This is a genomic window from Aestuariivirga sp., assembly GCF_020252405.1.
In the GTDB taxonomy this organism is placed as follows: Bacteria; Pseudomonadota; Alphaproteobacteria; order Rhizobiales; family Aestuariivirgaceae; genus Aestuariivirga.
Map to the genome: position 1 here is coordinate 1 of NZ_JADCDA010000003.1, position 23,425 is coordinate 23,425.

Here is a 23,425-nt window from a genome sequence, read left to right on the forward strand (position 1 = left end):
CCAATTCTCGCCTTGAGCGAGGCAAGCTCCGCCTCCCACTCCAGCAACGCGCCCGACCACTCCGCGACCATTGTCGTCCTCCCGCCAAAAGCGGCAGGAATCACAAATCTATCGCAGACGCAACTGTAGTACTAGTAATGATTGTTCCAGCGCTCGGAGCCGCGGGCGGCGCCGCCGACGCCCATGCCCACTGCTGCGCCGGTGCCCGCGCCGCAGCGCCTCATCCACGAAACCGCCAGGGTTCGATCCCTGCCGGCCCTTCGGCCTGCACCCCGATGGTCACCCCGACAGGCTTTTCCAGTTCGCGGAAAGCAGCGGCATTTTGGCGGGGGGGTCCAGGTTTCAGTCCCGTGACGCGTCGAGATGCTCCCGCATTCTGGTCAGATCCGGAAGCAGTGAACTGGCAAGGCCGGGCAGTGCGCGTTCGACCGCGGCGAGGTCCGGTCCCAGCGACCGGATCACCCGATCGCGGAAGCGCCTGCCGGCCTTGGTGAGCCAAACCTGCTTGGATCGGGCGTCCGACGGGTTGGGGCGCTCTTCAACCCAAGCCCGTTTCCTCAACCCCGACAGCGTATGGGTCATGGTCGTCTTGGGCGTCTGGAAGGCCTGCGCCAGTTCCAGCGGTGTCGCCCCGTCGCGAACGCGAACCAGATGGTTCAGAACCGTGAAGTGCGGCACGAGAACACCCTTCGGCATGCGCGATTGCAGGATCGCACTTGCCAACTGGTTGATGATCCCGATCTCATTGAAGAACCGGAACAGATTGGGGATATCCTCGTGCATTCAACCGACAAGCTTTTCCTCAAGGCTCCAGCGTGGCGCGGCCGGCACGGGAGGAGCGAATCCAACACGGGCGAGCATCTGTACAGTATGGCCGGGCTTGGCGTAAAGCGCATGAATGCGGGCGTAGGGAGCCGCCATTTCAGGATATTCCTGCAAGGCCTGGCTGAGCGGCTGCAATGACAGGCCCAGCTGGGTCGCCGCCAGACTGAGCCGCAGCCAGCGGGTGCCCGCGTCGAGTTGATCGCGCCGGCTGTTTGCCTCCGAGACCTGCACGACAAAGGCCGGGGTCGATGCGATTGCGTCGGTGAAGGAGTCCATCGCCGTCTGCCAGCCCATGCTGCCCTGCGGAAGTTGCGCCTCCTGGGTGATCAGGCCCAGAACGGCGAGGAGATTGATCAATCCGCCGCGAACGGCCAGCCCATCCGGCGAGGCATCGATCTGTCCCGCTCCGAAGCGCAGCACGTCGACGCTCTCCTTCCAGACGCGTGGCGTCGTCAGTTCGATGTCCCACGCATCCTTTGCAAGCACGCGCAGGCTTGCCACCGCGTCGGGCTCGCTGACCACGACACCGTATTCGGAGAGGGTTGCCGCGGCGTCTGACGGCAGGGGCCGCATGTCATAGACCGACCGGTTGGTCCGCCGGTTCGCCGCCGCGCCGAACAACGGGTCAGGCTGCGCGGCGTTCGGGCGAAACCGTGCGCGGACCACCGGCGACTGGCTGTTCTCGCCCTCGGGATAGAAATCCAGATCGACGCCGAAGCCTGACTCCGCGGCAGCCAGCCGCATCAACTCGGTGAAGCAGCCAAGACCGATGGTGATCTGGCGGCCGAACGGATCCGTCTGGGGCAAGGAGCGTGCCGGATCCAGAAACAGGGCAACGCTGTCCGTCCCGATCAGCTGCGCCTTCCAAGGCTGAAGATTATGCGGGTTCGGCGCAAGAAGCGCCCAGGACAGCGCGTTGCGGCGGATTTCGCCATAGCCGCCTGCGAGCGACCAGGGCTCCACCGCCCGGGATGGCGCGCGGCTTGCCACCACCGCGCCAGCACCGGCCGCCGCAATTGCGCCCCCGCCGACCAACAACAGAACCTTTCGCCTTGTGAGTTTCATCGCTCTTTCACTCCTGCGCGTTTCCCGGAAAACAGTCTTGAGGCCGCCATGAGCCAGCTGTGCGGAGCACCCATGAGGACCGCGGCATTCGCGCTTGGGGGCAGCGACAGAGCAGGCTTGCAGCGCCATCAACTCTGTCATATAGTACGATATCGTACTTATCAAGAGGGTGCCGCGATGGATGATGGCAGAGCACCAAGGGTCGGCAGGGCAATGAGGCGGAAGACGCTTGTCTTTGTGGGGCATCCGGATCAGCAAAGCTTTTGCGGCGCGATGGCCGAACGCGCTCTTGAGCTGGACCTCGCCAGGGGCAACGATGTGGAACTCCTCAGGCTTGCCGATCTTCATTTCCCGGTCCCGGTGTCGCGGAGGGCGGAGGATGACCGCGCGCCGGAACCGGATGTTCTTCGCTTCCGGGACGCGATTCGCGCAGCCGACCATCTGGTCTTCATCTTTCCGATTTGGTGGGGAGGCATGCCGGGCCGTTTCAAATCGCTGCTCGAACTGGCGCTGACACCGGGTTTTGCGTTTCAGTACGTCCCAAATTCAGTCCGCTGGAGGCGCCTTCTGACCGGCAAAACAGCGGAGCTGTGGGCCACCATGGACACGCCGCCATGGTTCTACCGCACCATCTACCGCGATGCCGGCATCAGCGAACTGCGACGCAACACGCTCGAATTCTGCGGCGTGAAGGTCACGCGGGTCCGGCGTTTCGGCTCCATGCGCATCTCCACCCAGGGCCAGCGTCAAGGCTGGCTCGACAGCCTTTAACAAGCGCCTTTCGCTGACAGGAATCGCACCATGACCACTGACCACCAGTCTCACCATATGCCGGCTCCGTCCCGTCTCCTTTATCTCATTGCCGGGATTGTCCTGCTCCTCCAGGGGTTCAGCATCTTTGCGCCCATGGTGGTGCTCGGCGGGGCGATCCTATGGCCTGACAGCCTCGATTACCCTCCCGCGCGGATGCTGCCCTTGCTTAAGGAGCAGCTTGGCGCGGTGCGGCTGGGTTATGGCCTGTATCTTGGCTATTCGCTGCTGTTCCTGGCGAGCGGCGTTCTCACCGTGCGTTTGGCGGCCCGGCCCGGCCCGCTGGGCGTCCTGGGCCTGATCGCCATCGGAGCCGCGGCGGTTTCGACCCTGGCGAGGTCCATAGGGATTATCCGCTGGCTCACCGGCAGCACCGCCCTGGCGGAGGCCTATTCGGCTCCTGGTCTGTCACCGGATGCGCGCACCGCCATCGAGGCGACGCAGGCGGCCATCAATGCCTGGGGTGGGGCGATTGGCGAGGCATTGGGCGTTGCGGCTTTCGCGGCGATCTGGGCGATCTCAGCAAGCCTGCTGATCCTGCGCGACCGGCAGCTTCCGGCCTGGGCGGGTTTGACCGGGGTGGTTGCGGGTGTGATCGTCGCGTTGCCCGGCCTGGAACTCTTCGGCATCGCGCCGCCGGTTTCGATCGTGCTCTCCACGTCCGGCATTCAATTCTGGCTCATGGCGCTCGGCCTTCTGTTCATGCGGCGCGCGCTGCGCCGGACTGCATGAAAAGAAAGATGGTCCCACAGCCACCCGCTGGCTCTCGGGGCATGTTCTGACCAAGTGGGTCCACCTGATCGGAACATGCGCTGTCTCTTTGTGTAGCCGCATTTTCAACGGTCAACCGGTGCCCGCTTGACCTGAAAATGCTTTACCGCTTCTGGATGCAGGAGTTGTATTTTTTCCAGTAATGGTTGTTCCAGCGCTCGGAGCCGCGGGCGGCGCCGCCCACGCCGCCGATGCCGGCGCCCACTGCCGCGCCGGTGCCAATGCCGCTGCCCCTGCCCCCCGTCACCAGGCCGCCGATGATGCCGCCTGCAACCGCGCCGGCGATGGCGCCGCCTGCCGTGGAGCCGAGCGACTTTTCATCGGCGTATTTTTCGGCCTTGCGGCGGCAGTAATTCTTCTCGCTCTGCGTCGGCCCCGCATAGGAGGCGTCCACCGTCAGGACCGGCGCGAGGAGCAGGCTAAGGCAGACCAGGGCTGCTTTCTTCATCTGATGATCTCCGCATTGGCAATGGCGGCAATGTCTCACAGGGGGCCGCGCCGGGCAAGCCCGCCGTGCCCGCCGCCTGAACCGTGGGGAAACGCCCAATGTTCCGCGCGGCCGCCTGCTCCGGTCCGGTGGCGGAGAACCGCGGTTCATGGCGGCTGCCTGCCGCCCGCCGTCGCGAACAGGGCGAACACATCCTCCCTCCGGCACAGCGAAGTGCCGCTGTTGGCGGTGGCTGCAGCGCCTGCCGCCATGGCGAGCAGGAAGGCTCGGTCGATCTCCCAGCCCCGCGACAGCGCCCACACCATGGCGCCGAGGAAGCTGTCGCCCGCGCCCACGGCGGAGCGGACAGCCACCGTCATGGCGGGAAGCCGCAGCAGCCTGTCCGCCGTCGCCAGCACCGCGCCGCCCGCACCCAGCGTGACCGCCACCATGCGCGCCTGGCCTGCGGCGATGATCGCACGGGCGGCCGCCTCGATGCCCGCCGCGTCCAGCTCATGCCCGGCATAGCTCTCAAGTTCGCTCTGGCTTGGCTTCACCAGGAAGATGCCGCCATGATTGAGGGCGGCCTTCAGCGCCGCGCCCGATGTATCGAGCACGAAGGGCAGGCCGTTCCGCGCCGCGGCTTGCGCCAGCCTCACATAGCTGTCCGCCGGCGCGCCGCGCGGCAGGCTGCCGGAGGCGACGACGAAGCCATCCGTCTTGCGCGCGACAGCGTCGGCGCAGGCATCGATCTCGTGGCCGCGAACCTCCGGGCCCTCCGGCAGGAAGCGGTATTCAAGCCCGGTCGACCGGTCATGCACCATCAGCGCCACGCGCGTCTCGCCGGCGATCGGGATTGGCGTCCAGGCGATGCCCTCGGCCTTGAGCAGGCGGCCGAGGAAATCGCCCATCTCCCAGCCCGACAGCGCCAGCGCCTCCACCCCGCCGCCCAGGGCCGAGATCACGCGGGCCACGTTGATGCCGCCGCCGCCGGGCTCATAGCTCGTGTCTTTCAGCCGCACCTTGTGGGTGGGCTGAACCCTGTCAGCCTCGCTGAAGACGTCGATGGTGGGGTTGAGGGTTATGGTCAGCACGGCGGCCATGGAAGGGGTTCCTGAGGGGCTGGATTCGGGGTTGCGTTTGTTCGATCATCGCCATGTGACGAAAGGGCTAATCCCATGGCAGACCTCAGCATCCGCGTCGATTTCGGTCCAGACCTGAGAGTGGGGCCCGGCAAGATCGCCCTGCTGGAGCAGATCGCGGCGCTGGGCTCGATCTCGGCGGGCGGGCGCGCCATGGACATGTCCTACCGCCGCGCCTGGGAGCTGATCGAGGAATTGAACGCCATTTTCGGCAAGCCGGTGGTCGAATCCCGCAGCGGCGGCAGGAAGGGCGGCGGCGCCACGCTGACCCCGCTGGGCCTGAGCCTCGTTTCGCGTTACCGCGCCATGCAGCGCGCGGCGGCGGCGGCGGCCGAGCCGCACCTCAGGGCGCTCGCCGCCGAGATGGCGAAGGCGTGATCCGTATCCGCAAACGTGGAACTGGCGCAAACCTAACCCGGTCAGCGGGCCTCGGCGGCGGGTCCGCTCACCGACACGGCTTTCACCACGGCATAGGCGGGCGTGCCGGCCGCGAGCTTCAGCACGGCGGCCGAATGCCGTGTGATGCGCGCCATCACGGCCCATCCGCCGCAATCGAGCCTCACGTTGACGGAGGCGGCATCGGCCGGCGCGACCGCGGCCACCGTGCCCCTGAGGATGTTCAGTGCACTGATGTGTTTCGGCTGCTCCAGCGCCAGCATCACGTCGCGCGCCCGGATGCGGACGCGGGCGGGCGCGCCCGCGGGGCCGAGGCGGCCCGGCACGTAGATGTCGCCCGCCGGGGAGGACAGGCGGGTGAGGCCGGAGCCCGCGTCATATGAGGCTATGACCATGTCGATGATGACGCCGCCTTCCCCGCTCTCTTCCGCGGGCACCAGGTCGAGGCGCTGGGCGATCTCCGCCGCGGGGCCGAAGGTCGCCAGCCGACCGTCGCGCAGCACGGCGACGTCGGTGGCGAGCCGCATCACCTCCGCCACGGAGTGGCTCACATAGACGATGGGAATCTTAACCTCGTCGCGCAGGCGCTCCAGATAGGGCATGATTTCCGCCTTCCGCGCGGCGTCGAGCGAGGCGAGGGGCTCATCCATGAGGAGAAGGCGCGGCGAGGCGAGCAGCGCCCGGCCGATCGCCACGCGCTGCTTCTCGCCGCCCGACAGCTCGCGCGGCCGTCGCTTCAGCAGGTGGCCGATGCCCAGCAGCTCGAGGATCGGCGCCTTTTTCGCATAGCGCTCCGGCTTCGGCGTGAACCATTCGCCATAGGCGAGATTGGCCTGGACGCTCAGGTGCGGAAAGAGCCGCGCCTCCTGGAACACATAGCCGATCCGGCGCTTGCCGGGCGGCAGGAAAACGCCTTGCGCGGTGTCGGCGAGCAGCGTGCCGCCAACGCTGATGCGGGCGAAGTCCGGGCGGATCAACCCCGCGATGACATTGACGAGCGAGGTCTTGCCGCAACCAGAGGCGCCGAAGACCGCGGTGATGCCGCCCGTGCTGGCGAAAGCGGCCTCGAGGGTCAGGCTGCCGAGCCTGTGGCGCACGTCGGCGGCGAGGCTCATGCGGCGATCCGCTGTCCCGCCCGGCGCGCGAGGAACTCGGAGACGAGCAGCGCGCCAAGCGATATCGCAATGGAAATCGCGGTGAGTTTGAGGGCGCCCGCGTCGCCGCCCGGCACCTGCGTCAGCGTGTAGATGGCGGTGGGCAGCGTCTGGGTTTCGCCGGGGATGTTGGAGACGAAGGTGATGGTGGCGCCAAACTCGCCCATGGCCTTGGCGAAGCACAGGATCATGCCGGCAATGATGCCGGGGAGTGTCAACGGCAGCGTGACGGTCAGGAACACCCATATGGCATTGGCGCCCAGGGTCTCCGCGGCGGCCTCGAGCCTTGTGTCCACGGCCTCGATCGAAAGCCGGATCGCCCGCACCATCAGCGGAAAGCCCATCACCGCGCAGGCCAGCGCCGCCCCCGTCCAGCGGAAGGCGAAAACGATGCCGGCCTCCGCCAGCCAGGCGCCGATGGGCCCTCTCGTGCCGAATGTGAGCAGCAGGAGATAGCCCGTCACCACCGGCGGCATGACGAGCGGCAGATGCACGATGCCGTTCACCAGCGGCTTGCCCCAGAACTCCTTGCGCGCCAGCAGCCAGGCCACGGGAAGCGCCACGGGCAGGCTGGCGATCATCGCGGCGCTGGCGACCTTGAGGCTCAGGCGCACCGCCTGCCATTCCTCCGGAGTGAGGGAGAGGAGGGTCACTCCACCCACATTGCCGTCATCACGGCGGAAGCCGTGATCCAGCTTTCCACGGGGCAACCGCCAAAAGCCGGGCCCCGGCTTTCGCCGGAGTGAAGGATTATATGTCGAGCTTTCGTCATATCCATCTGGCTATAACACTTTCCCGCTCCGGACAACCCGTCACGGCGCCTGGATCGACTGGACATAACTCACCAGACCGGCAATCCGCCGCGACGCTTCGCCGGAGGCCTTCATGGCGTCGGCGACCCTGGTGCTCTTGCCCACCTCCTCCGTGACGAAGACATCGCCCCAGACCGGCATTTCGCGCGTGCCGTGACCATCCGGCATGTCGAGTCCGGCGATGGTCCCGAACACCTTCTCGCCGGGGAAGGCGCCGTATTTCCGCGTGACCATGGTGAGGTCGGCCGGCTTCCTGGCGAGATGCGGGGCCTGCGGTCCGCCGCCCTTGCCGTCAATCCCGTGGCAGGGGGCGCAGAGCTTGCCGAAATCGGCCTTGCCCTGGCCGGAGGCCCCGTCCGCCGCGGCGGGCGCTGCAGGCAGCGCAAGGCTGAGAAGGGCAAGGCTGAGAAGGGCAAGGTTGAGAAGGGCGGGGAGGGGCCTCACGGGGTCTGGCCGATGTCCTTCAGCATCCCGGCGAACCATGGCGTGTGGACGTCGAAGTGCTTGCCGCCCCTGATGCGCGGAAACTCGATGGCGCGGAGCTCGTCGTCTTTCTCTTCGTCATGGCCGATGACGCCGGAGACGCCATCGAGGGCGGAATCGACCGCCACATGCACCATGGCGCGGATCAGATCGAGATCGGCCTGGTTGGCCGCCGCCGAGCGGCCGAAATAGCCGGACTTCTGGACGAGCGTCTTGTCGGCGCCGATCTTCCTCGCGAACTGCCTGCCGAACCAGTCGCCCACCCTGATGCTGTCGAGCCGCACATGGCCGAAGGCGTCGCGCTCCACGGGCTCGCCCCTGGCCTCGAGCTCGGCCACGATCTCCCGCACGCAGGCGCCTTCGGAGACGAAGATCGAGACCGAGTCATACCGGTCCATCACCTGGCGCAGGCGGGCCGCCTCCGTCTCCATGTCGATCGCCATCTCGGGGATATAGACCGCGTCGATGTCCTTGTGTTTCCGGTCGAGGTTGAATTCAGGAAGAAATTCCAGATGGTCCAGCCGGTCGCGCCAGGCCCTGGCGGTGGCGGCGGTGAGCCAGCCGCAGTGCCGGCCCATCACCTCGTGGATCACCAGCTGGCGCGAGGAGGTCGACTGCTCGTTGACCACGTTCTCGAAGAACAATGCGCCATGCTCGGCCGCGGTCCAGGCGCCCAGGGTCTGGCGGATCGGGATCACGTCATTGTCGATGGTCTTGGGCAGGCCGACGACGGTGAGCTTGTAGCCATTGGCATGGAGATAGGCCGCAAGGTCGGCCGCGGTGGTGTTGGTGTCGTCGCCGCCGATCGTATGGAGGATGGTGACGCCGTCCCTCACCAGCTGGCTGGCGGCGGCCTTCAGCGGGTCTTCGCCCTCCCTGACAAGGCCGCGCTTCACGCAGTCGGCGGCGTTGGTCAGCTTGACGCGGCTGTTGCCCAGGGGCGAGCCGCCGTGGCTGTGCAGCACATGCGCGCGGCGGCGCACCTCGGGCGTCACGGGGATGGACTTGCCCTGCAGCAGCCCCTTGTAGCCGGCGAGATAGCCGATCATCGGCGCCTCGGGGGCAATCTCCGAATAGCGCTCGATGAGCCCCCCCACCGCCGAGGAGAGGCAGGGGGCGAGGCCGCCCGCGGTCAGCATCGCGATCTTGTGGTGTGCGTGGGTCATCCTCTCCTAACTCCCCGGGAAAACGGCGCGTAAACGATTAGCACCGGCGGCGGCCGGGCGGAACCCGGCAAAACGGCCAGGCCCCCATAACGATTTTCATTGAAGCCGCCCTTGGGGGTTCCCACCTGTTGGCCTGTCAACTTTGGAGAGAGGATCGGAGATGACACATTCGGCTTCGGCTGGTTTCGAGCAGAACGGCAGCGCGCAGAAGCGGGGCTGCAATTGGGGCTCAATGGGCCGTTGGTCGCCCTGGGAGATCGGCGCAGTGGTCGCCGGCTTCGTGGTGTTCTGGCCTTTGGGCCTGATCGCCCTGTTTCTGAAATGGAAGAACGGCGAAATCTGGAAGGGCTCGGCACAGCAATCCGCCCCGTGGAACGGCTTAAGGGCTGATTTCGCGGGCTGGAGTTCGGGCTGGAAAAGCCACTCCCATGGCTTCGCCGGTTCCGGCAACGCCGCTTTCGACGTCTACAAGCGCGAGCAGCTGAAGCGGCTTGACGAGGAGCGCCGCAAGCTGGAGGACGAGCAGAAAGCCTTCCGCGATTTCGTGGAGCGCCTGCGCCGCGCGAAGGACCAGGACGAGTTCGACCGCTTCATGGCCGAGCGCCGTGCCAGCGCATCTTCCGATCAGGCGGACTCACCTGATCGATAAGAACATGCGCCGGATCAAAAGCTCGAGCATGATCTTGTCGCAAAAGTGATTGCTCTTTTGCGGATCATGCTCTGGCCGGACCGCGATGAACGATCAGCCGGTGATGCCACCGCATCGGCAGGAGCCCGGCCATAGGCCGGGCTCCTTGCATTTTCCGGCGCATCGGTCGTTTCATCGGCGCCCTCCAGGTCATGCCGGTTCCCCCGAGAGGGAGGCAAGCGCAACCCGCAGCCGCCTGACTGCTCTCTGCCCTATCTCTTTGTCAGGTCGCGTTTTCGACGGTCAACCGGTGTCCATTTGACCTGATAATGCTTCAAAGTTCGGGTTCTTCGCGCTTGCGGGTCGGCGGTGGAGCGCCGGGTCCCGGGTCGGACTTGCCGATCGGCTCGGTTTTGAAAACCGGGGCGCGCGGGGCCGGGCGTGCCGCGCCGGGCTGTGCGGGATCGCGCCGGGGCGGCAGCGGATGGGGCGGCTGTCCGCCAGGGCTTCCGATGCCGCCCTCGATCACCACGTCCTGCGGACCGCCGATGAGGATCAGGTGCTCGACATTGTCGCGCCGCACCAGCACCAGGCGGCGGTCCTTGTCGACACTGTAGTATTCGCTGATGCCGAGGCGCTGGCCGCGCCGCCCGCCGGACACGCGCGGGCTGAACGCGCGCCACGCGGCCAGCAGGACCGCCAGGATCAGCAGGATCGCCACCGCCAGGATGATGTTGTTCATGTTCTCGTTCAGGAAATCCATCCGCGCTCCCACTCCGCAAAGCCGATACGGCAGCCTCGCTGGCCCCCCGCCGGCGCGCCGCTCCTTGCCCCGGCATGGAACTCTGGCGGGGGGCCGGAGCTTTGTAAAGCGCAGATCGGCGCGTGGCGGCGAACGATCCAGCGGACACCCAATTGCCCTATACTGATAATGATTCGGGGTTGGATGGATGACGGAGAGACATGCAACGGTGACGGGCGGGATCGCGGCGCCGCCATTGACCGGTATCGGCGGAGCGGGCCGGACCGCGCTCGCCCTGCTGCTGGCGCTTGCCGCCGCCGCCGTGGCCGTCTTCGGATTGCGCCAGATCGGCGGCGACGCACCGCGCGGGCTGCTGTGGGCCGGGGCCGCCCTGGCGGCGCTGGGCCTCGCGTCGCTCCTCGGGCTGGCGGTGGGGGTGCTGCGCCTTGGCCGCGACCGCGGTGACCGCGCGTTTTTCGACGCGCTCGCCGCCGCGCTCGGCCACCCTCTGGTGGTGACCGATGCGCAGGGCCGCGTCGTCTATGCCAATGCCGCTTATGTGGCGCTCAGCGCCAGGGGCGGCCGTCTTGTCGGCATGGACGTGCTCTTCGCGCCCTATGCCGAATTCTCCGCCCCCGTCTATCAGCTCGCCCAGGCCGTGGCCGAGGGCCGCGGCGAATTCCGCGAGCTGCGCGTGGCGCCGGGGGCGCCCGCCCCTTGTGCCAGCGCCGACCGCCCGGTCTGGGTGAAGCTTTCCGCCACGCCGGTCGCGGGGGGCGGGACGGCGCTGCGCCTCTGGCAGCTCCAGGACATCAGCGAGGACCGGGCGCGGCAGGAACAGGCCTTCTCGCGCCTCCAGTTCATCATCACCTATCTCGACAATGCGCCCGCCGGCTTCTTCTCGACGCTTGCCGACGGCCAGGTGGACTACATCAACGCCACGCTGGCGCAGTGGCTGGGGATCGACCTTCCGCAGGCGCAGAACTCCGGCATGAAGCTCGGCGGCCTCGTGGGCGAGCAGGCCGCGCGGCTGATTTCCGGTGTCGCGCCCAGGCCCGGCGCGGCGGTGACCGAAAGCTTCGGCCTCGACCTGCGCAACAGGCTCACCGGCAAGCTGATCCCGGTGCAGCTGATCCATCACGTGGAGTTCGACGCCGGGGGCCAGCCCTCGCCGTCGCGCAGCATCATGGTGCCCCGCCATCTTGCCGGCGCCTCCGCCGCGGGCGGCGAAATCTCGGCGCCGCGGCTCTCGCGCTTCATCAACAACGCGCCCATCGGCATCGCCGAGATCGACAGGGACGGGATCGTGCGCATGGCGAACGGCGCGTTTCTCGAACTCTCGCCCAGGGCGCGGCGCGGCGCGGCGCTGTCCGCGGCCATCGTCCCCGCCGAGCGCGGCCTGCTGCTGCAGGCCCTTTCGGCCGCCCTGTGCGGCGAGGCGAGCCTCCACCAGATCGAGGCCAACGTCGAAGGCGCCAGCCCGCGGAACGTGCTCTTCACCTTCACAAGGCTCGCCCCGGAAGACGCAACGGCGGTGGTTTTCGCCGTCGACAAGACCGAGAACAAGTCGCTCGAAGTCCAGCTCGCCCAGAGCCAGAAGCTGATGGCGGTGGGCCAGCTCGCCTCGGGCATCGCGCATGACTTCAACAATGTGCTGACGCCCATCATCGGCTTCGCCGACCTGCTGCTGGCCAAGATGCGGCCCACCGATCCGGCCTTCGCGGACGTCATGAACATCAAGCAGAACGCCAACCGCGCGGCGAACCTGGTGCGCCAGCTGCTCGCCTTCTCGCGCAAGCAGACCCTGCAGCCCAAGGTGCACGCGCTCACCGAGGCGCTCTCCGACCTCGGCAATCTCCTGGGCCGCGTGCTGGGCGAGAAAGTGTCGCTCAAGATCAACCATGACCGCGAGCTGGGTCTCGTCATGGTCGACATTCACCAGTTCGAGCAGGTGATCATCAACCTCGCCGTCAACGCGCGCGACGCGATGCCCAACGGCGGCGCGCTCACCGTGCGCACCTATAATGTGGGGCTGGAGGAATCGCGCTCGATCATGCCTTCCCTCATGCCGCCCGGCGACTATGTGGCCTGCGAGGTGCGGGACACCGGCTCCGGCATTCCGCCCGAAATCCGCGACAAGATCTGGGAGCCCTTCTTCTCGACCAAGGACGTGGGCAAGGGCACGGGCCTCGGGCTTTCGACCGTCTATGGCATCGTCAAGCAGACGGGCGGCTTCATCTTCTGCGACAGCGAGGTGGGCAAGGGCTCCACCTTCCGTATCTACCTGCCGCGCTACTACCCGAAGGCGTCCGACGAAGCCCCCGCCGGGGAGAAGCCGGTGGAGGCGCCAAAGCGCGATTACACGGGCAGGGAGCGCATTCTGCTGGTCGAGGACGAGGACGCGGTGCGCGCCTTCGCGCTCCGCGCGCTCGCCTCGCGCGGCTACACCGTGGTCGAGGCCGACTCGGGCGAAAGCGCCATCGAGAAGATCGACATGGACGAAAAGGGCTTCGACCTCATCATCTCCGACGTGGTCATGCCGGAAATGGACGGCCCCACATTGCTCCGTGAACTGAGGAAGCGGGGCATCGAAACCAAGTTCGTCTTCGTCTCGGGCTATCCCGGCGAGCAGTTCGAACAGGACCTCGAAGGCCATGCCGGATACAGCTTCATGCCCAAGCCCTTCTCGCTGAAGCAGCTGGTCGAGAAGGTGAAGGAGGCGATGGAGGGCTAAAGCATTTTCAGGTCAAATGGACACCGGTTGACCGTCGAAAACGCGTCAGATCAAAAGTTTGCGCATGAGTCTATCGCAAAATCTTACCGCAAAACCGGTTCCACTTTTGCGGATCATGCCCTAAGCCCGGATGCAGGACGACAGGACCCCGCATGCAGACCCTTGCCGAACTCTCCCGCCAGCTGGTCGAGCGCACGGTCACATCCCGCGACCTGGTGGAGCGCTCGCTGGCGCTGATCGCCGATCCGGCGGGCGAGGGGGCGCGCAGCTTTGTTGCGGTCGATGCCGGGGGCGCCCGCGCGGCAGCCGATTTCGTCGACCGGCAGCGAAAGCGCGGCCGGGAGGTCTCCCCGCTCGCCGGCATTCCCTTTTCCGCGAAGGACATCTTCGATCTCGCGGGCGAGGTGACCACGGCGGGCTCCACGGTGCTGCGCAACGATCCGCCGGCCACTGCCGACGCCGTGGCCATCGCTCGGCTGAAACACAAGGGGATGATCGTCATCGGACGCACCAACATGACGGAGTTCGCCTATTCCGGCGTCGGCCTCAACCCGCATTACGGCACGCCGCGCTCGCCTTTCGACCGCGCCACGGGGCGCATCCCCGGCGGCTCGTCGTCCGGTGCCGCCGTCTCGGTGGCCGATGGCATGGTGGCGCTCGGCATCGGCACCGACACCGGCGGTTCCTGCCGGGCGCCTGCCTCCTATTGCGGCATTGTCGGCTATAAACCGAGTCACGGCCGCGTGCCGCTTGCCGGCTGCAGCCCGCTGTCCTTCAGCTTCGACAGCATCGGGCCGCTGGCCACCTCCGTCGCCTGCTGCGCCACGGCGGATGCGGTCATGGCCGGCGACTGGGACGGCGTGATGCCGGAACGGCAGGCGAGGGGCCTCCGCCTCGCCGTGCTGCGGGACGTGGTGCTCGACGGCCTGACGCCCGAAGTGGAGCGTGACTTTGCGCTGGCGCTGAAGGCGCTCGAAGCGGCGGGCGCCATCATGTCCGCGATGAGCTTCCCGGAACTGCGCGAGATTCCGGCGATCAATGCCAGGGGCGGCATCGTCGGGGCGGAGGCGTGGTTCACCCACCGCGCGCGCATCGCGGCATCGGGTGCCGGCTACGACCCGCGCGTCCGCGTCCGCATCGAACTTGCGGAGTCGATTTCGGCCGCCGACTATCTCTGCCATCTGGCGCGCCGCCGCGAGATGATCCAGCTGTTCAGCCGGCGCTTCGAAGGATATGACGCAGTGCTGCTGCCCGCGACGCTCAACACCGCCCCCGCCATCGCCAGCCTCGCGGAGGACAAGGACTATATCCGCTTCAATGCCATGAGCCTGAGGAACACCTATACCGGCAATTTCCTCAACGGCTGCGCGATCTCGCTTCCCATGCAGGCGCCGGGCGCGGCGCCCTGCGGACTGATGGCCATGGCGCCCTGGGGGCATGACAGAAGCCTTTTCGGCGTTGCGGGGGCGCTGGAGCGGGTGCTGGCTGCACGCTCATGATACAGGCTGAGCGCGAATTCCCCGGCAGCTTCGCGTAATCATCCGTACACGTCCTGTTGTTCCGGCATGTTCCGGTATGTTCCGGTGCGCTCCCTTTTCTTATGAAGTATTAGAGCGGCGGGCGGTCATATAGAATCGCGATCATTCTCCCTCCCCCTTGTGGGGAGGGATTAAGGGTGGGGGTCCCCGGGCTCAGGTCTTGGAGAATTGGACTCGTGGGCCCCCACCCCTACCCCTCCCCACGAGGGGGAGGGAAATCCTAATGGAGTCAATTGACCGCCCGCCGCTTTAGCCACATTTAGTCAATGATTCATTGGAAAGCGCGGGAAGCGTCGAGAACTGGCGACCCCGGCAGGATTCGAACCTGCGACCTAGTGCTTAGAAGGCACTTGCTCTGGTCCAGCTGAGCTACGGGGTCCTTGCAGCCTCAGTGCGTCCAGTTGACGGACCGGCCGAACTTGAAATTGTCGGAATAGGACTTCTTGATGAACCTGGCGGCGGGGGCCACCGGCAGCACCTGATAGGCCAGGCCCTCGCGCTCGCAATAGGCGATGGCCTCTTCCCTGGTGTCGAAGGTGAGCTTCACCTGCGCGCGGGTGTCGGCCGAGGAGGTCCAGCCCATGAGCGGGTCAACGGTGCGGGGCGCGGAGGCCGGGAATTCCAGCACCCAGTTGTCCTGCTTCGCCTTGCCGGACTGCATGGCGTTGCGGGCGGGCTTGTAGATGCGGACGGACATGGGCTCTATCTCTCTCATCGACTGCGGGAGGCCGGTGGTCGGGGTGGCGAGATTTGAACTCACGACCCCCTGCGCCCAAGGCAGGTGCGCTACCAGACTGCGCTACACCCCGATTTGGGCCTCCGCTGGGTTAAGCTCATATCCAGATTGGCCCGCCGGGGCAAGGCTCCGGGGTTCAGGGCGATGGCGCACCCGGCTCCTCGGCATTGTTGAAGATGCGGTGGTAGACCACGTTGCCGGAATGAATGTCCTTCTTCCTGGCCGTTCCGGCCGGGAGTTCCAGCACCGCCCTGACGGGCTCGGTGATGCCGATGGTGTCAAGCGACTTCGGCACCGTGTTCTCGGCGATATAGGCAATCGTGCCGTCGGTCCGGATGAACAGCATGTCGAGGGGGATGTAGGTGTTCTTCATCCACATGGAGACGGGGCGCGGGTCGCCGAAATCGAACAGCATGCCGTGGTTTTCCGGCAGGCGCTGGCGGAACATCAGCCCGCGTTCCCTGGTCATGTCGGTGTCGGCGATTTCGACGGTGAACATGGTGGCGTCGTTGTCGGTGGCGATGGTCAGCGGCTCGATCTTGGTCAGCGCCACGTCAGCCCGGAGCGGGCCGGAGGGCAGCAGCGCCAGAATGGCGCAGAGAACGAATGTCAGGGCATGGTTCCTCATGGCCCGCAGTCCTTCCCGCCCAATTGTTGCAGAACTTTGTCCTACTGGGTGTGGGCCGGGCCGCCCTCAAGCGACAGGCGTACTTCCGCCGCCATCTTGCCCTTTGGCCCGTCACCGAAACGGATGTAGATCCAGCTGTCCGGCTGCAGATCGGCGATCGCCGTCCTGCGCAGCGTTTCCATGTGAATGAAGATATCCGGCTGACCCTCGCCCTCGGAGGCAAAGCCGAAGCCGCGGGCGCGGTTGAACCACTTCACCTTGGCGCGGATCCAGGCGCTGGACGGCGTGACCGCGGTGTGCGTGCGCGGGCGGCGCTCCACCGGGTTGATGGCCGTCGAAGGGTCCACCGCCAGCACGCGCAGGCACTGATAGCCCTTCTGGCGCGCCACCGCCTCGCAGACGATGCGGGTGCCTTCAAGCGGCGCGTCAAATCCGTCGCGCTTCAGACAGCTGAGATGAAGCAGCACATCCTGCATGCCGTTGTCGGGGATGATGAAGCCGTAACCCCGGCCCACATCGAACCATTTCACAAGCCCGCTCACCTGCACGATGCGGATGTTGCTGTCGGGCGAGCCGGTCTGTGGAGTTACCTGCCCGCCGTTCACTTCGCCGCTCACCGCCATGTTACCAACTCTGCCCCCGGTGCGGCTTTTCGCTCGCGCCTTGCCGCCGTTCTGCGCCAATCTGCGCAAATCCGGCGCGTTTGTACAGCCCCGCCACATGACCCGTGTGGAAAACCACAGGCAGCGCACGCAGAATTCCCAGGCTGTGGCCGGCCGACATCAGGCTCTCCCCCGCAAAAGCCTGCAATCACTGACAATTCATGCATGCCGGGGGCGGTGGGCAAGGCTCCGGCCGTGAGCGTAGTGCCGGACACGCACCGCGCCGCCGCGCGGTGCGGCGCCCCATGTGTTGCAGGCGGTGCTCAGGCTTTCGTGCGCGGCGCACCGAATCATGCAGCGCGGATGCGGTCCATCACCGCACACAACACCGGGCCTGAGTCGGCGTGGATCACAAGATCCGCAAGACCGTCGAGCCCCGTCTCCTCGCGGTTGAGGATCACCATTGGGGTGCGGTTTTGTTTCGCCAGCACCGGGAAGCCCGCCGCCGGAAAGACCTGCAGCGATGAGCCGATGGCGATGAACAGGTCGGCATTGAGCGTGGCGGCGCGCGCATCCGCCATTTCCTGTTCCGGCATGGCCTGGCCAAAGGAAATGGTGGCGGATTTCACGATGCCGCCGCAGGCGGTGCAGCGGGGCGGCCGGCCCGTGGCCTCAATCGTGTCCTTCACCCAGCCGATCTCGTGGCGGAGCCCGCAGGTAAGGCATTTGGCATAGGTGCCGTTGCCATGGATCTCGATGATGCGCTGCGCCGGAATGCCCGAGGCCTGGTGCAGCCCGTCGATGTTCTGGGTGATGACGGTGGCGACGTGGCCCCTCTCCGCAAGCTGCGCCACCGCGCGGTGGCTTGGCCCGGGTTCGGCCTTGCCGATCGTCTCCCGGATCATCAGGAAGCGCCGCCAGGCCTCAATCCGCGTGTCCTCGGAGGCGAGGAACTCGCTGTAGTCGATGGGCTTGTACCTCGTCCAGAAGCCGCCGGGCGAGCGGAAGTCGGGGATGCCGCATTCGGTGGATATGCCGGCCCCGGTGAACACCACCGCCCGCCTGGCGCGCTGGACCATGAAGGCCAGTTCCTCTATCTGTCCGTCATTCACGAGGTGATCCCATGAAATATCTCCACACCATGATCCGCGTCTCGAACCTCGAGCAATCGCTCGACTTCTTCATCAACAAGCTCGGCTTCGTCGAGCAGCGCCGCCACGAGAACGAGAAGGGCCGCTTTACGCTGGTTTTCGTCGCCGCCCCCGAAAGCCCCGATGCGCCGGTCGAGCTGACCTATAACTGGGACCCGGAAGTCTATACCGGCGGCCGGAACTTCGGCCACCTCGCGCTTGGCGTCGACAATATCTACGATTATTGCGCCAATCTCCAGACGCACGGCATCACCATCAACCGGCCGCCGCGCGATGGCCGCATGGCTTTCATCCGCACGCCTGACGGCATCTCGATCGAACTCCTCCAGAAGGGCGAGGCGCTGCCGGTGGCCGAGCCTTGGAGCTCCATGCCGAATACGGGAACATGGTAGAGGGTCACCACACGCCGTCCACCTCATAGGCCTCGTCCATTCCCGGCCAGGGCGGCATCGTCACGCCGACGCAGTGCAGCGGCCCCGCGCCGTCATTTCTGAACTGGAAATGCGCACCGACCGGAATCGAGACCGAAATCCCCGCCCGCAGCTCCGCCGTCACTTCCATGTCGCCGAGCTTTCGCCACATGCGGCCCTGCCCATGGGTGACGAGCCACACCTCCTCCACCGTCCGATGCGCAACGGCTTTGGAGACAGCGCCCGGCGGCAGTGTGAACTGCGCCATGGACCCGCGCGAGGTGGCGGCGAGGATCCGCACCTCGGACCCGTCGGGTGCCGTGGCGTCGGGGTGGCGCGGGCGTTCGCGCGTCTGGAGGCTCATGCCATCAGCTGCCCGCCATTGACCTCGATCACCTGCCCGGTCACGTAGCCCGACGCCTCATCGCTGGCGAGATAGAGGAAGGCGCCGGCGCAATCCTGCGCCACGCCCAGCCGCTGCATGGGAATGGTCTTGCGCGTCGCCTCGCGCTTGGCCTCGTCCGAGAAGCGGTCGTGGAAGGCGGTATGGATCGTGCCCGGCGACACGCAGTTGACGCGCACGCCATGGACCACGAGTTCCTTCGCCAGCGTCTTGGAGAAGGCGGAGACGAAGGCCTTGGCCCCGCCATAAACCGCCCCGCCCGGGCTCGAGCCGGTGCGTGCCGCGATCGACGTGACATTGATGATGTTGCCCGAGCCCTGCTGCTTCATCAGTTTCGCGGCGATGCGGCAGCAATGGATGAGCTGGCGGCAGTTGAGGTCGAACACCCTGTCGATGAACTCGTCCCCGAGGTCGGTCACCGCCACGCGGCCCACCAGGCTTCCGGCATTGTTGACCAGAACGTCGATGCGGCCGAAGCGGGCGAGCGCCGCGTCGATGAGCTTTTCCGGCGCGCCCTTCGCCGTGAGGTCAAGCTGCAGCGTGGCGATGCCGGCCTTCCCGATCTCGCCGAGTTCCGGCCCGCCGCCCAGATATTGCGCGAAGACTTTCGAGCCCGCCGCGGCGAAGGCAAGCGAGGCCGCGCCGCCGATGCCGGTGACGCCGCCCGTCACCACCACAACCTTGCCCTTCAGATCGTCGAACATGGAAGCTCCTTTATCGTGGCGCGGCTCGATAGGGTTTCGATCAGAGCGGATCGAAACCTTATCCATCTATTTTAACGTATTTTCCACGGTCAACCGGTTTCCACGTGACCGGAAAATGCTTCAAGGGGCTGTGGCCGAGATTTCGCGCAGGCGGGCCACCCCGCTCCTGCCGTCGTCGCGCACCCATTTGATCTTGTTGCCTGACAGCTTGGTGACCGTGAAGCAGAAGGTCTTGCCGCCATACCATTGCTGCCACTTCTGGCACAGCCTTTCGCCCGCCACCCACCAGCGGCCACGGTCCTTCGGCGTCATGTATTTGCCAAGACCAGCCGCCTCGCCCGAGCCGTCGACCACGCCGCCTGCGCGGTAGGTGAGCGGAATCTCCCCACCCAGCGGCGCCGCGAGATAAACGCGCTTGCCGCTTATGAAGGACTGGAGTTCGGCGCCGGCCAGCTTCCCAGCCGCGGCCGGCGCCGCAAGCAGGGCCAGCGCCAGACCAGCGGGCAAGAACCGCAGACCCGCGGCGCGCGTAAAGCGCATGATTTGCATTCTCAAAACAGTCTCCCTGAAACCGACCTTGCTCCTACGCAGAACAGCCTCAGCCAGACCGCATGCACGCCTTCACAGCCCTGTTTCAGTTCCTCGCCTTCGACGCCGCCTGGGTTTCCGCCGTGGCTGGCGGCGCTGTCGGCTGGCCGGTGATCGGCGGCCTTCCCGCCCTTGGCGTGCTGGCTTTTCACCTTTTCGTGAGCCGGGCGGTGATCTGGGCGGAGCTGCGCGCCGTGCTGGCCATCGCCCTGTTCGGCATCCTGCTGGAGACGGGCTTCATGGGGGCAGGGCTTGTCACCTTCGCCGGCACGCCGGTGCTGGGCGTGCTGCCGCCCATCTGGGTCTGGGCACTGTGGCTGGGCTTCGCCAGCCTGCCCAATGGCAGCCTCGGCTGGCTCATGGGCCGTCCCGGGCTGCAGGCGCTGCTGGGCCTGGCCTTCGGTCCGCTGGCCTATTGGACAGGCGCCAGGATGGGAGCCGCGGAAATGCCGCCGCCCGGGTCGCTGGCGTTGATCGGGCTCGCCTGGGCGCTGGCCTTCCCCGCCATTATGGGGCTGGCGCAGGCCATCTCGCCGCGGTCTTCCGCAAGAGGAGTCGATCCCGATCATGCATCAGGCGACAGTCTGCCGGGCAAGTGAACCGGCCCGACGGATGGAGGGACCCGCCCGGCCTTGAATTTTGCCTCCGCCCCGGCGCTCTGCCGCCTGCGCACGGCCCCACCCATGCGCCGCCGGCACAACAGCGTGATCGGCCAGAGTGGAACCCGCTTTTGCGATAAGGGCATGCTCAAGCTATTGATCTGGCGCATGTTCTTTTCGTTCAGGCGATTCCGCCTGATCGGCCCATGCACCGGCCGGGGCCTAGGCGGCGGCGTGGGCGATGCTCGCGGTGCCAGAGCAGGTTTCGGTTCAGTGGACTCGAAACCTGCTCCATCTCTTTGCTTGGTCGCATTTTCGACGGTCACCCGGTGGCCATTTGACCTGAAAATGCTTTATTGGCGGCATCCGCAGTTTCGGCCTCCCGCCGCAGGCGTCAGGCCTTGTCTTTGCGGCGCTTGGCCATGGCGCCGATGATGGTGGAGATCGCCGGCAGCAGGAGCCCCGCCACCGACCCGCCGCCGAGGCCTCCCATCAGCGGCGCGGAGCGGATTTCGGTTTCGATCGAGTCCGCCGCCATGTTGCGGATTTCTTCCGCCAGCGCCATTTCGGGGCCGGGCTTGACGAAGGCGGCGATCGCCAGCGCCGCCGCCGCGAGCGCGAGGTTGATCAGGCCCAGGCCCGCAGGCGTCCACACCGGTCCCCACAGCGGGGAGAGCCAGACGAAAAGCCCCATGTTGATGAACACGAACCCCAGCCCCGCGAAGAGCAGCGCGAAGCCCAGGAAGGCCGAGCGCTTCATGGCGAAAGCGAGCCTGGCCTGCACCAGCAGCACTTCGCCGCGCAGGATAAGGCGGATGTGGCGGGAAAAGCTGTTCAGGTTCATAGCCCGTTTTCCCTAATGCGCGGTGAGGCGGCCGATGACGATGCCGAGCGCCAGTGCGCCCGCGACAGTGGCCACCGGATGTTCCGCGATGGTTTCTTCCGCGTTCTCCAGCATGTCCTGAACGAGGCGGTTGAGATCCGCGATCTGCTCGTTAAGGCCGCCTTGCGCCGCCTCGCCGCCGGGCGGGTTTTGCGCCGCGCGCAGCTTCGCCAGCTCGGCCCTGATCTCGTCGAGTTCGGTCCGCAGCGTCTTGCCCAGCGCCATGCCAAGAGCCTCCTTGCCCGTCCCGCCGCGTGGTAAGCGAATAAAGAATGTGCGGCGGGAAACTTCCGCGCTGCGATTGTAAACACGTTAACACGTCTGTGGAAATCTGAACAGCATTGCAGGTGGCGGCCCTACGGGGCCGAGGCATCACGCCGCCCCGCCCGCCGGAAGGTTCCGGCATCCCTCCCCTCGTCCATCGTGCGGGCCCGCCCGCCAACGACTTTTCAGGACTGCCATGACAGCGCATGCTCTCACGGACTCCCGCCCCCCATCCGCACCTCCCGAAGTGTGGGACGTGCAACGCCTGGCCAGCCTCCTCGCGGATGTCGGCGAGGCGGGCCTGCGCGATGTCCTGCGCCTGTTCATGGCCGATCTGCCCTATCTGCTGTCGCAATTCGAGGCCGGTCAGGCGGCGGAAGACGCGGACGCGGCGGACGCCGTGCTGGCGGTGGTGCTCGATTCCGCAGAGACGCTGGGGCTCGCGGCGCTGGCCGCGCGGGTGCGCGGACTGCGGGCTGCTCCGCTCGCGCCGGATGGTCCGCGTCTTCTCGCCTCGGAGGCGGCGCGCATCCGCTTCGTTCCCTCACTCAAGCATGCTTCATAAGGATTATCCGATGAGCGCCCGACTCTCCGTCCTGATCGTCGATGACAACCGCACCAGCCTCGCCCTCATGGACATGCTGGTGCGCAAGCTGCCCGATTGCTCCACGCTGCTGCAGACCGATGCCCAGCTGCTGCTCGCCAGCCTGGGGCGTATCGACTATGACGTGGCGGTTGTGGCAAGCCGCATGGCGCAGCTGGACGGCATCGCGCTTGCGCAGCGCCTGATGGACGATCCGCGCCTCCACGACAAGCCCATCCTGCTCACCGCCGATGAGCCGGATGGGGCTCTGCGTACGCGGGCCGCCGAAGCGGGCATTGCCGAAGTTCTGGGAAAGCCCATCAACCCGGTCGAATTCCGCGCCCGCATCCAGAGTCTTGCGCGCCCCCGCCATGCCGCGCAGGCCGAGGCGGAATGGAACGACCCCGCCGCAGCCTCCCAGATCAGCGCGCGCGAGGAGGAATATCTGGCAACTCTGGTGAAAGTTGCGTGCTGCCGGGATTTGGAGTCGCCGATGCACGGCCAGCGCATGGCCCGCTATTGCGCCATCCTCGCGCATAATCTGGGCATGCCCGGGGAGTTCTGCCACGATATCCGCCACGCGGCGCCGCTGCACGACATCGGCAAGGCGGGCCTGAGCGATGCACTGCTGCGCAAGGCGGGTTTCCTGTCACCCGAGGAGCGCAAGGCGATGGAGGAGCACACCCGCATCGGCCACGGCCTGCTCAAGGGCAGCCGGTCGCGCGTGTTCCGCATGGCGGCCGAAATTGCCCTCTCGCATCACGAGCGCTGGGATGGTTCGGGCTATCCGCAGCGGCTTCGAGCCGAGCGGATTCCGCTCGTCGGCCGCATCGCAGCCGTGGCCGACGTGTTCGACGCGCTGACCAGCGTGCGTTCCTACAAGGCCGCATGGTCGGTCACCAACGCCTTCACCTATCTCCATGACAACGCCGGCGAACAGTTCGACCCCGCCTGTGTTGCCGCCTTCGAAAGCGCCCGGGACGAGATTGCCCAGGTCATGCGATGCATGCCAGACTCTGAAGACGACGCCGCCGACGCGGCTTAGCGCATGTTCCGATCCGGTGGAACCGCGTGGTGGGAACATGCGCCAGATCAAAAACTTGAGCATGATCTTATCGCAAAGCCGGCTCCATTATTGCGGATACTCTGGCCGGCGCGGCTCGCCCCCGGGGTGGGTCTGG

Annotated in this window: 28 protein-coding genes and 2 tRNA genes; 10 read left to right on the plus strand and 20 right to left on the minus strand. The window is 66.5% G+C overall.

What is annotated here, in order from left to right:
* Positions 1 to 342: 342 nt before the first annotated feature.
* Positions 343 to 783: a MarR family transcriptional regulator gene (locus IOC69_RS00485; RefSeq protein WP_290541563.1), complete on the minus strand. Its 441-nt coding sequence runs from the start codon at positions 781 to 783 to the stop codon at positions 343 to 345.
* A complete protein-coding gene (locus IOC69_RS00490) occupies positions 784 to 1,890 on the minus strand; it encodes a twin-arginine translocation pathway signal protein (RefSeq protein WP_290541564.1) in 1,107 nt (368 codons plus the stop codon).
* A 213-nt stretch (positions 1,891 to 2,103) separates the two neighbouring features.
* Here IOC69_RS00490 and IOC69_RS00495 point away from each other — a divergent pair, with 213 nt between their 5' ends.
* Positions 2,104 to 2,661: an NAD(P)H-dependent oxidoreductase gene (locus IOC69_RS00495; protein WP_290541565.1), complete on the plus strand. Its 558-nt coding sequence runs from the start codon at positions 2,104 to 2,106 to the stop codon at positions 2,659 to 2,661.
* A gap of 30 nt (positions 2,662 to 2,691) precedes the next feature.
* Positions 2,692 to 3,432 (plus strand): DUF4386 family protein, encoded by a 741-nt coding sequence (locus IOC69_RS00500; RefSeq protein WP_290541566.1) that lies wholly within the window; start codon positions 2,692 to 2,694, stop codon positions 3,430 to 3,432.
* Positions 3,433 to 3,574: 142 nt separating this feature from the next.
* On the opposite strand, the gene IOC69_RS00505 is transcribed toward IOC69_RS00500, so the two are convergent.
* Both IOC69_RS00505 and IOC69_RS00510 read right to left on the minus strand, forming a co-directional pair.
* The gene (locus IOC69_RS00505) at positions 3,575 to 3,919 is read right to left on the minus strand and encodes a hypothetical protein (RefSeq protein ID WP_290541567.1); all 345 of its coding nucleotides are present in this window, start codon (positions 3,917 to 3,919) and stop codon (positions 3,575 to 3,577) included.
* Positions 3,920 to 4,065: 146 nt separating this feature from the next.
* Positions 4,066 to 5,001, minus strand: a complete 936-nt coding sequence (locus tag IOC69_RS00510) for a 1-phosphofructokinase family hexose kinase (RefSeq protein ID WP_290541568.1) — start codon at positions 4,999 to 5,001, stop codon at positions 4,066 to 4,068.
* Between the two features lie 75 nt (positions 5,002 to 5,076).
* Here IOC69_RS00510 and IOC69_RS00515 point away from each other — a divergent pair, with 75 nt between their 5' ends.
* A complete protein-coding gene (locus tag IOC69_RS00515) occupies positions 5,077 to 5,418 on the plus strand; it encodes a LysR family transcriptional regulator (RefSeq protein ID WP_290541569.1) in 342 nt (113 codons plus the stop codon).
* 41 nt (positions 5,419 to 5,459) lie between these two features.
* On the opposite strand, the gene modC is transcribed toward IOC69_RS00515, so the two are convergent.
* The 4 genes from modC to IOC69_RS00535 all read right to left on the minus strand — a co-directional run bounded on the left by modC (position 5,460) and on the right by IOC69_RS00535 (position 9,051).
* Complete coding sequence (modC, locus tag IOC69_RS00520) at positions 5,460 to 6,551, minus strand: molybdenum ABC transporter ATP-binding protein (protein WP_290541570.1); 1,092 nt, start codon at positions 6,549 to 6,551, stop codon at positions 5,460 to 5,462.
* Complete coding sequence (gene modB / locus IOC69_RS00525) at positions 6,548 to 7,243, minus strand: molybdate ABC transporter permease subunit (protein ID WP_290541571.1); 696 nt, start codon at positions 7,241 to 7,243, stop codon at positions 6,548 to 6,550. Before modB ends, modC begins: the two co-directional genes overlap by 4 nt.
* 159 nt (positions 7,244 to 7,402) lie before the next feature.
* Positions 7,403 to 7,846, minus strand: a complete 444-nt coding sequence (locus IOC69_RS00530) for a c-type cytochrome (RefSeq protein ID WP_290541572.1) — start codon at positions 7,844 to 7,846, stop codon at positions 7,403 to 7,405.
* Positions 7,843 to 9,051 (minus strand): pyrophosphate--fructose-6-phosphate 1-phosphotransferase, encoded by a 1,209-nt coding sequence (locus IOC69_RS00535; RefSeq protein ID WP_290541573.1) that lies wholly within the window; start codon positions 9,049 to 9,051, stop codon positions 7,843 to 7,845. Before IOC69_RS00535 ends, IOC69_RS00530 begins: the two co-directional genes overlap by 4 nt.
* A gap of 160 nt (positions 9,052 to 9,211) precedes the next feature.
* Between IOC69_RS00535 and IOC69_RS00540 the strand changes: the two genes are divergently transcribed.
* The gene (locus IOC69_RS00540; RefSeq protein ID WP_290541574.1) at positions 9,212 to 9,700 is read left to right on the plus strand and encodes a DUF2852 domain-containing protein; all 489 of its coding nucleotides are present in this window, start codon (positions 9,212 to 9,214) and stop codon (positions 9,698 to 9,700) included.
* A 313-nt stretch (positions 9,701 to 10,013) separates the two neighbouring features.
* Here IOC69_RS00540 and IOC69_RS00545 read toward each other — a convergent pair whose 3' ends face one another.
* On the minus strand, positions 10,014 to 10,442 hold the full coding sequence (locus IOC69_RS00545; protein WP_290541575.1) for a flagellar biosynthetic protein FliO: 429 nt from the start codon (positions 10,440 to 10,442) through the stop codon (positions 10,014 to 10,016).
* A 187-nt stretch (positions 10,443 to 10,629) separates the two neighbouring features.
* Between IOC69_RS00545 and IOC69_RS00550 the strand changes: the two genes are divergently transcribed.
* Positions 10,630 to 13,155 (plus strand): PAS domain-containing sensor histidine kinase, encoded by a 2,526-nt coding sequence (locus tag IOC69_RS00550; protein WP_290541576.1) that lies wholly within the window; start codon positions 10,630 to 10,632, stop codon positions 13,153 to 13,155.
* A gap of 152 nt (positions 13,156 to 13,307) precedes the next feature.
* Positions 13,308 to 14,654 (plus strand): amidase, encoded by a 1,347-nt coding sequence (locus IOC69_RS00555; protein ID WP_290541577.1) that lies wholly within the window; start codon positions 13,308 to 13,310, stop codon positions 14,652 to 14,654.
* Positions 14,655 to 14,994: 340 nt separating this feature from the next.
* On the opposite strand, the gene IOC69_RS00560 is transcribed toward IOC69_RS00555, so the two are convergent.
* The 6 genes from IOC69_RS00560 to IOC69_RS00585 form a co-directional block, all read right to left on the minus strand.
* Positions 14,995 to 15,072, minus strand: a tRNA-Arg gene (locus tag IOC69_RS00560).
* Between the two features lie 9 nt (positions 15,073 to 15,081).
* On the minus strand, positions 15,082 to 15,390 hold the full coding sequence (locus IOC69_RS00565) for an ETC complex I subunit (protein WP_290541578.1): 309 nt from the start codon (positions 15,388 to 15,390) through the stop codon (positions 15,082 to 15,084).
* A gap of 35 nt (positions 15,391 to 15,425) precedes the next feature.
* Positions 15,426 to 15,502, minus strand: a tRNA-Pro gene (locus IOC69_RS00570).
* A 63-nt stretch (positions 15,503 to 15,565) separates the two neighbouring features.
* Positions 15,566 to 16,057: a DUF192 domain-containing protein gene (locus tag IOC69_RS00575; protein WP_290541579.1), complete on the minus strand. Its 492-nt coding sequence runs from the start codon at positions 16,055 to 16,057 to the stop codon at positions 15,566 to 15,568.
* A 41-nt stretch (positions 16,058 to 16,098) separates the two neighbouring features.
* Positions 16,099 to 16,680 carry a cold shock protein gene (locus tag IOC69_RS00580; RefSeq protein WP_290541580.1) on the minus strand — a complete coding sequence of 194 codons (582 nt, stop codon included), beginning with the start codon at positions 16,678 to 16,680 and terminating at the stop codon, positions 16,099 to 16,101.
* 329 nt (positions 16,681 to 17,009) lie between these two features.
* Positions 17,010 to 17,738 carry a Sir2 family NAD-dependent protein deacetylase gene (locus tag IOC69_RS00585; protein WP_290541615.1) on the minus strand — a complete coding sequence of 243 codons (729 nt, stop codon included), beginning with the start codon at positions 17,736 to 17,738 and terminating at the stop codon, positions 17,010 to 17,012.
* Positions 17,739 to 17,782: 44 nt separating this feature from the next.
* On the opposite strand from IOC69_RS00585, the gene IOC69_RS00590 reads away from it, so the two are divergent.
* A complete protein-coding gene (locus IOC69_RS00590) occupies positions 17,783 to 18,202 on the plus strand; it encodes a VOC family protein (protein ID WP_290541581.1) in 420 nt (139 codons plus the stop codon).
* 4 nt (positions 18,203 to 18,206) lie between these two features.
* Here IOC69_RS00590 and IOC69_RS00595 read toward each other — a convergent pair whose 3' ends face one another.
* From IOC69_RS00595 to IOC69_RS00605, 3 genes are all read right to left on the minus strand, one after another.
* A complete protein-coding gene (locus IOC69_RS00595; RefSeq protein WP_290541582.1) occupies positions 18,207 to 18,584 on the minus strand; it encodes a cupin domain-containing protein in 378 nt (125 codons plus the stop codon).
* Positions 18,581 to 19,327 (minus strand): SDR family oxidoreductase, encoded by a 747-nt coding sequence (locus tag IOC69_RS00600; RefSeq protein ID WP_290541583.1) that lies wholly within the window; start codon positions 19,325 to 19,327, stop codon positions 18,581 to 18,583. The genes IOC69_RS00595 and IOC69_RS00600 overlap by 4 nt, the downstream gene beginning before the upstream one ends.
* A 120-nt stretch (positions 19,328 to 19,447) precedes the next feature.
* Positions 19,448 to 19,867 (minus strand): hypothetical protein, encoded by a 420-nt coding sequence (locus tag IOC69_RS00605; protein ID WP_290541584.1) that lies wholly within the window; start codon positions 19,865 to 19,867, stop codon positions 19,448 to 19,450.
* 71 nt (positions 19,868 to 19,938) lie between these two features.
* Here IOC69_RS00605 and IOC69_RS00610 point away from each other — a divergent pair, with 71 nt between their 5' ends.
* Entirely contained in the window at positions 19,939 to 20,514 is a 576-nt protein-coding gene (locus IOC69_RS00610) for a DUF2878 domain-containing protein (protein ID WP_290541585.1), read from the plus strand.
* Positions 20,515 to 20,908: 394 nt separating this feature from the next.
* On the opposite strand, the gene IOC69_RS00615 is transcribed toward IOC69_RS00610, so the two are convergent.
* Positions 20,909 to 21,358 (minus strand): hypothetical protein, encoded by a 450-nt coding sequence (locus IOC69_RS00615; RefSeq protein WP_290541586.1) that lies wholly within the window; start codon positions 21,356 to 21,358, stop codon positions 20,909 to 20,911.
* A gap of 12 nt (positions 21,359 to 21,370) precedes the next feature.
* On the minus strand, positions 21,371 to 21,622 hold the full coding sequence (locus tag IOC69_RS00620) for a hypothetical protein (protein ID WP_290541587.1): 252 nt from the start codon (positions 21,620 to 21,622) through the stop codon (positions 21,371 to 21,373).
* Positions 21,623 to 21,857: 235 nt separating this feature from the next.
* On the opposite strand from IOC69_RS00620, the gene IOC69_RS00625 reads away from it, so the two are divergent.
* Both IOC69_RS00625 and IOC69_RS00630 read left to right on the plus strand, forming a co-directional pair.
* Positions 21,858 to 22,226 (plus strand): hypothetical protein, encoded by a 369-nt coding sequence (locus IOC69_RS00625; RefSeq protein ID WP_290541588.1) that lies wholly within the window; start codon positions 21,858 to 21,860, stop codon positions 22,224 to 22,226.
* A gap of 10 nt (positions 22,227 to 22,236) precedes the next feature.
* A complete protein-coding gene (locus IOC69_RS00630) occupies positions 22,237 to 23,289 on the plus strand; it encodes an HD domain-containing phosphohydrolase (RefSeq protein WP_290541589.1) in 1,053 nt (350 codons plus the stop codon).
* Positions 23,290 to 23,425: the final 136 nt, after the last annotated feature.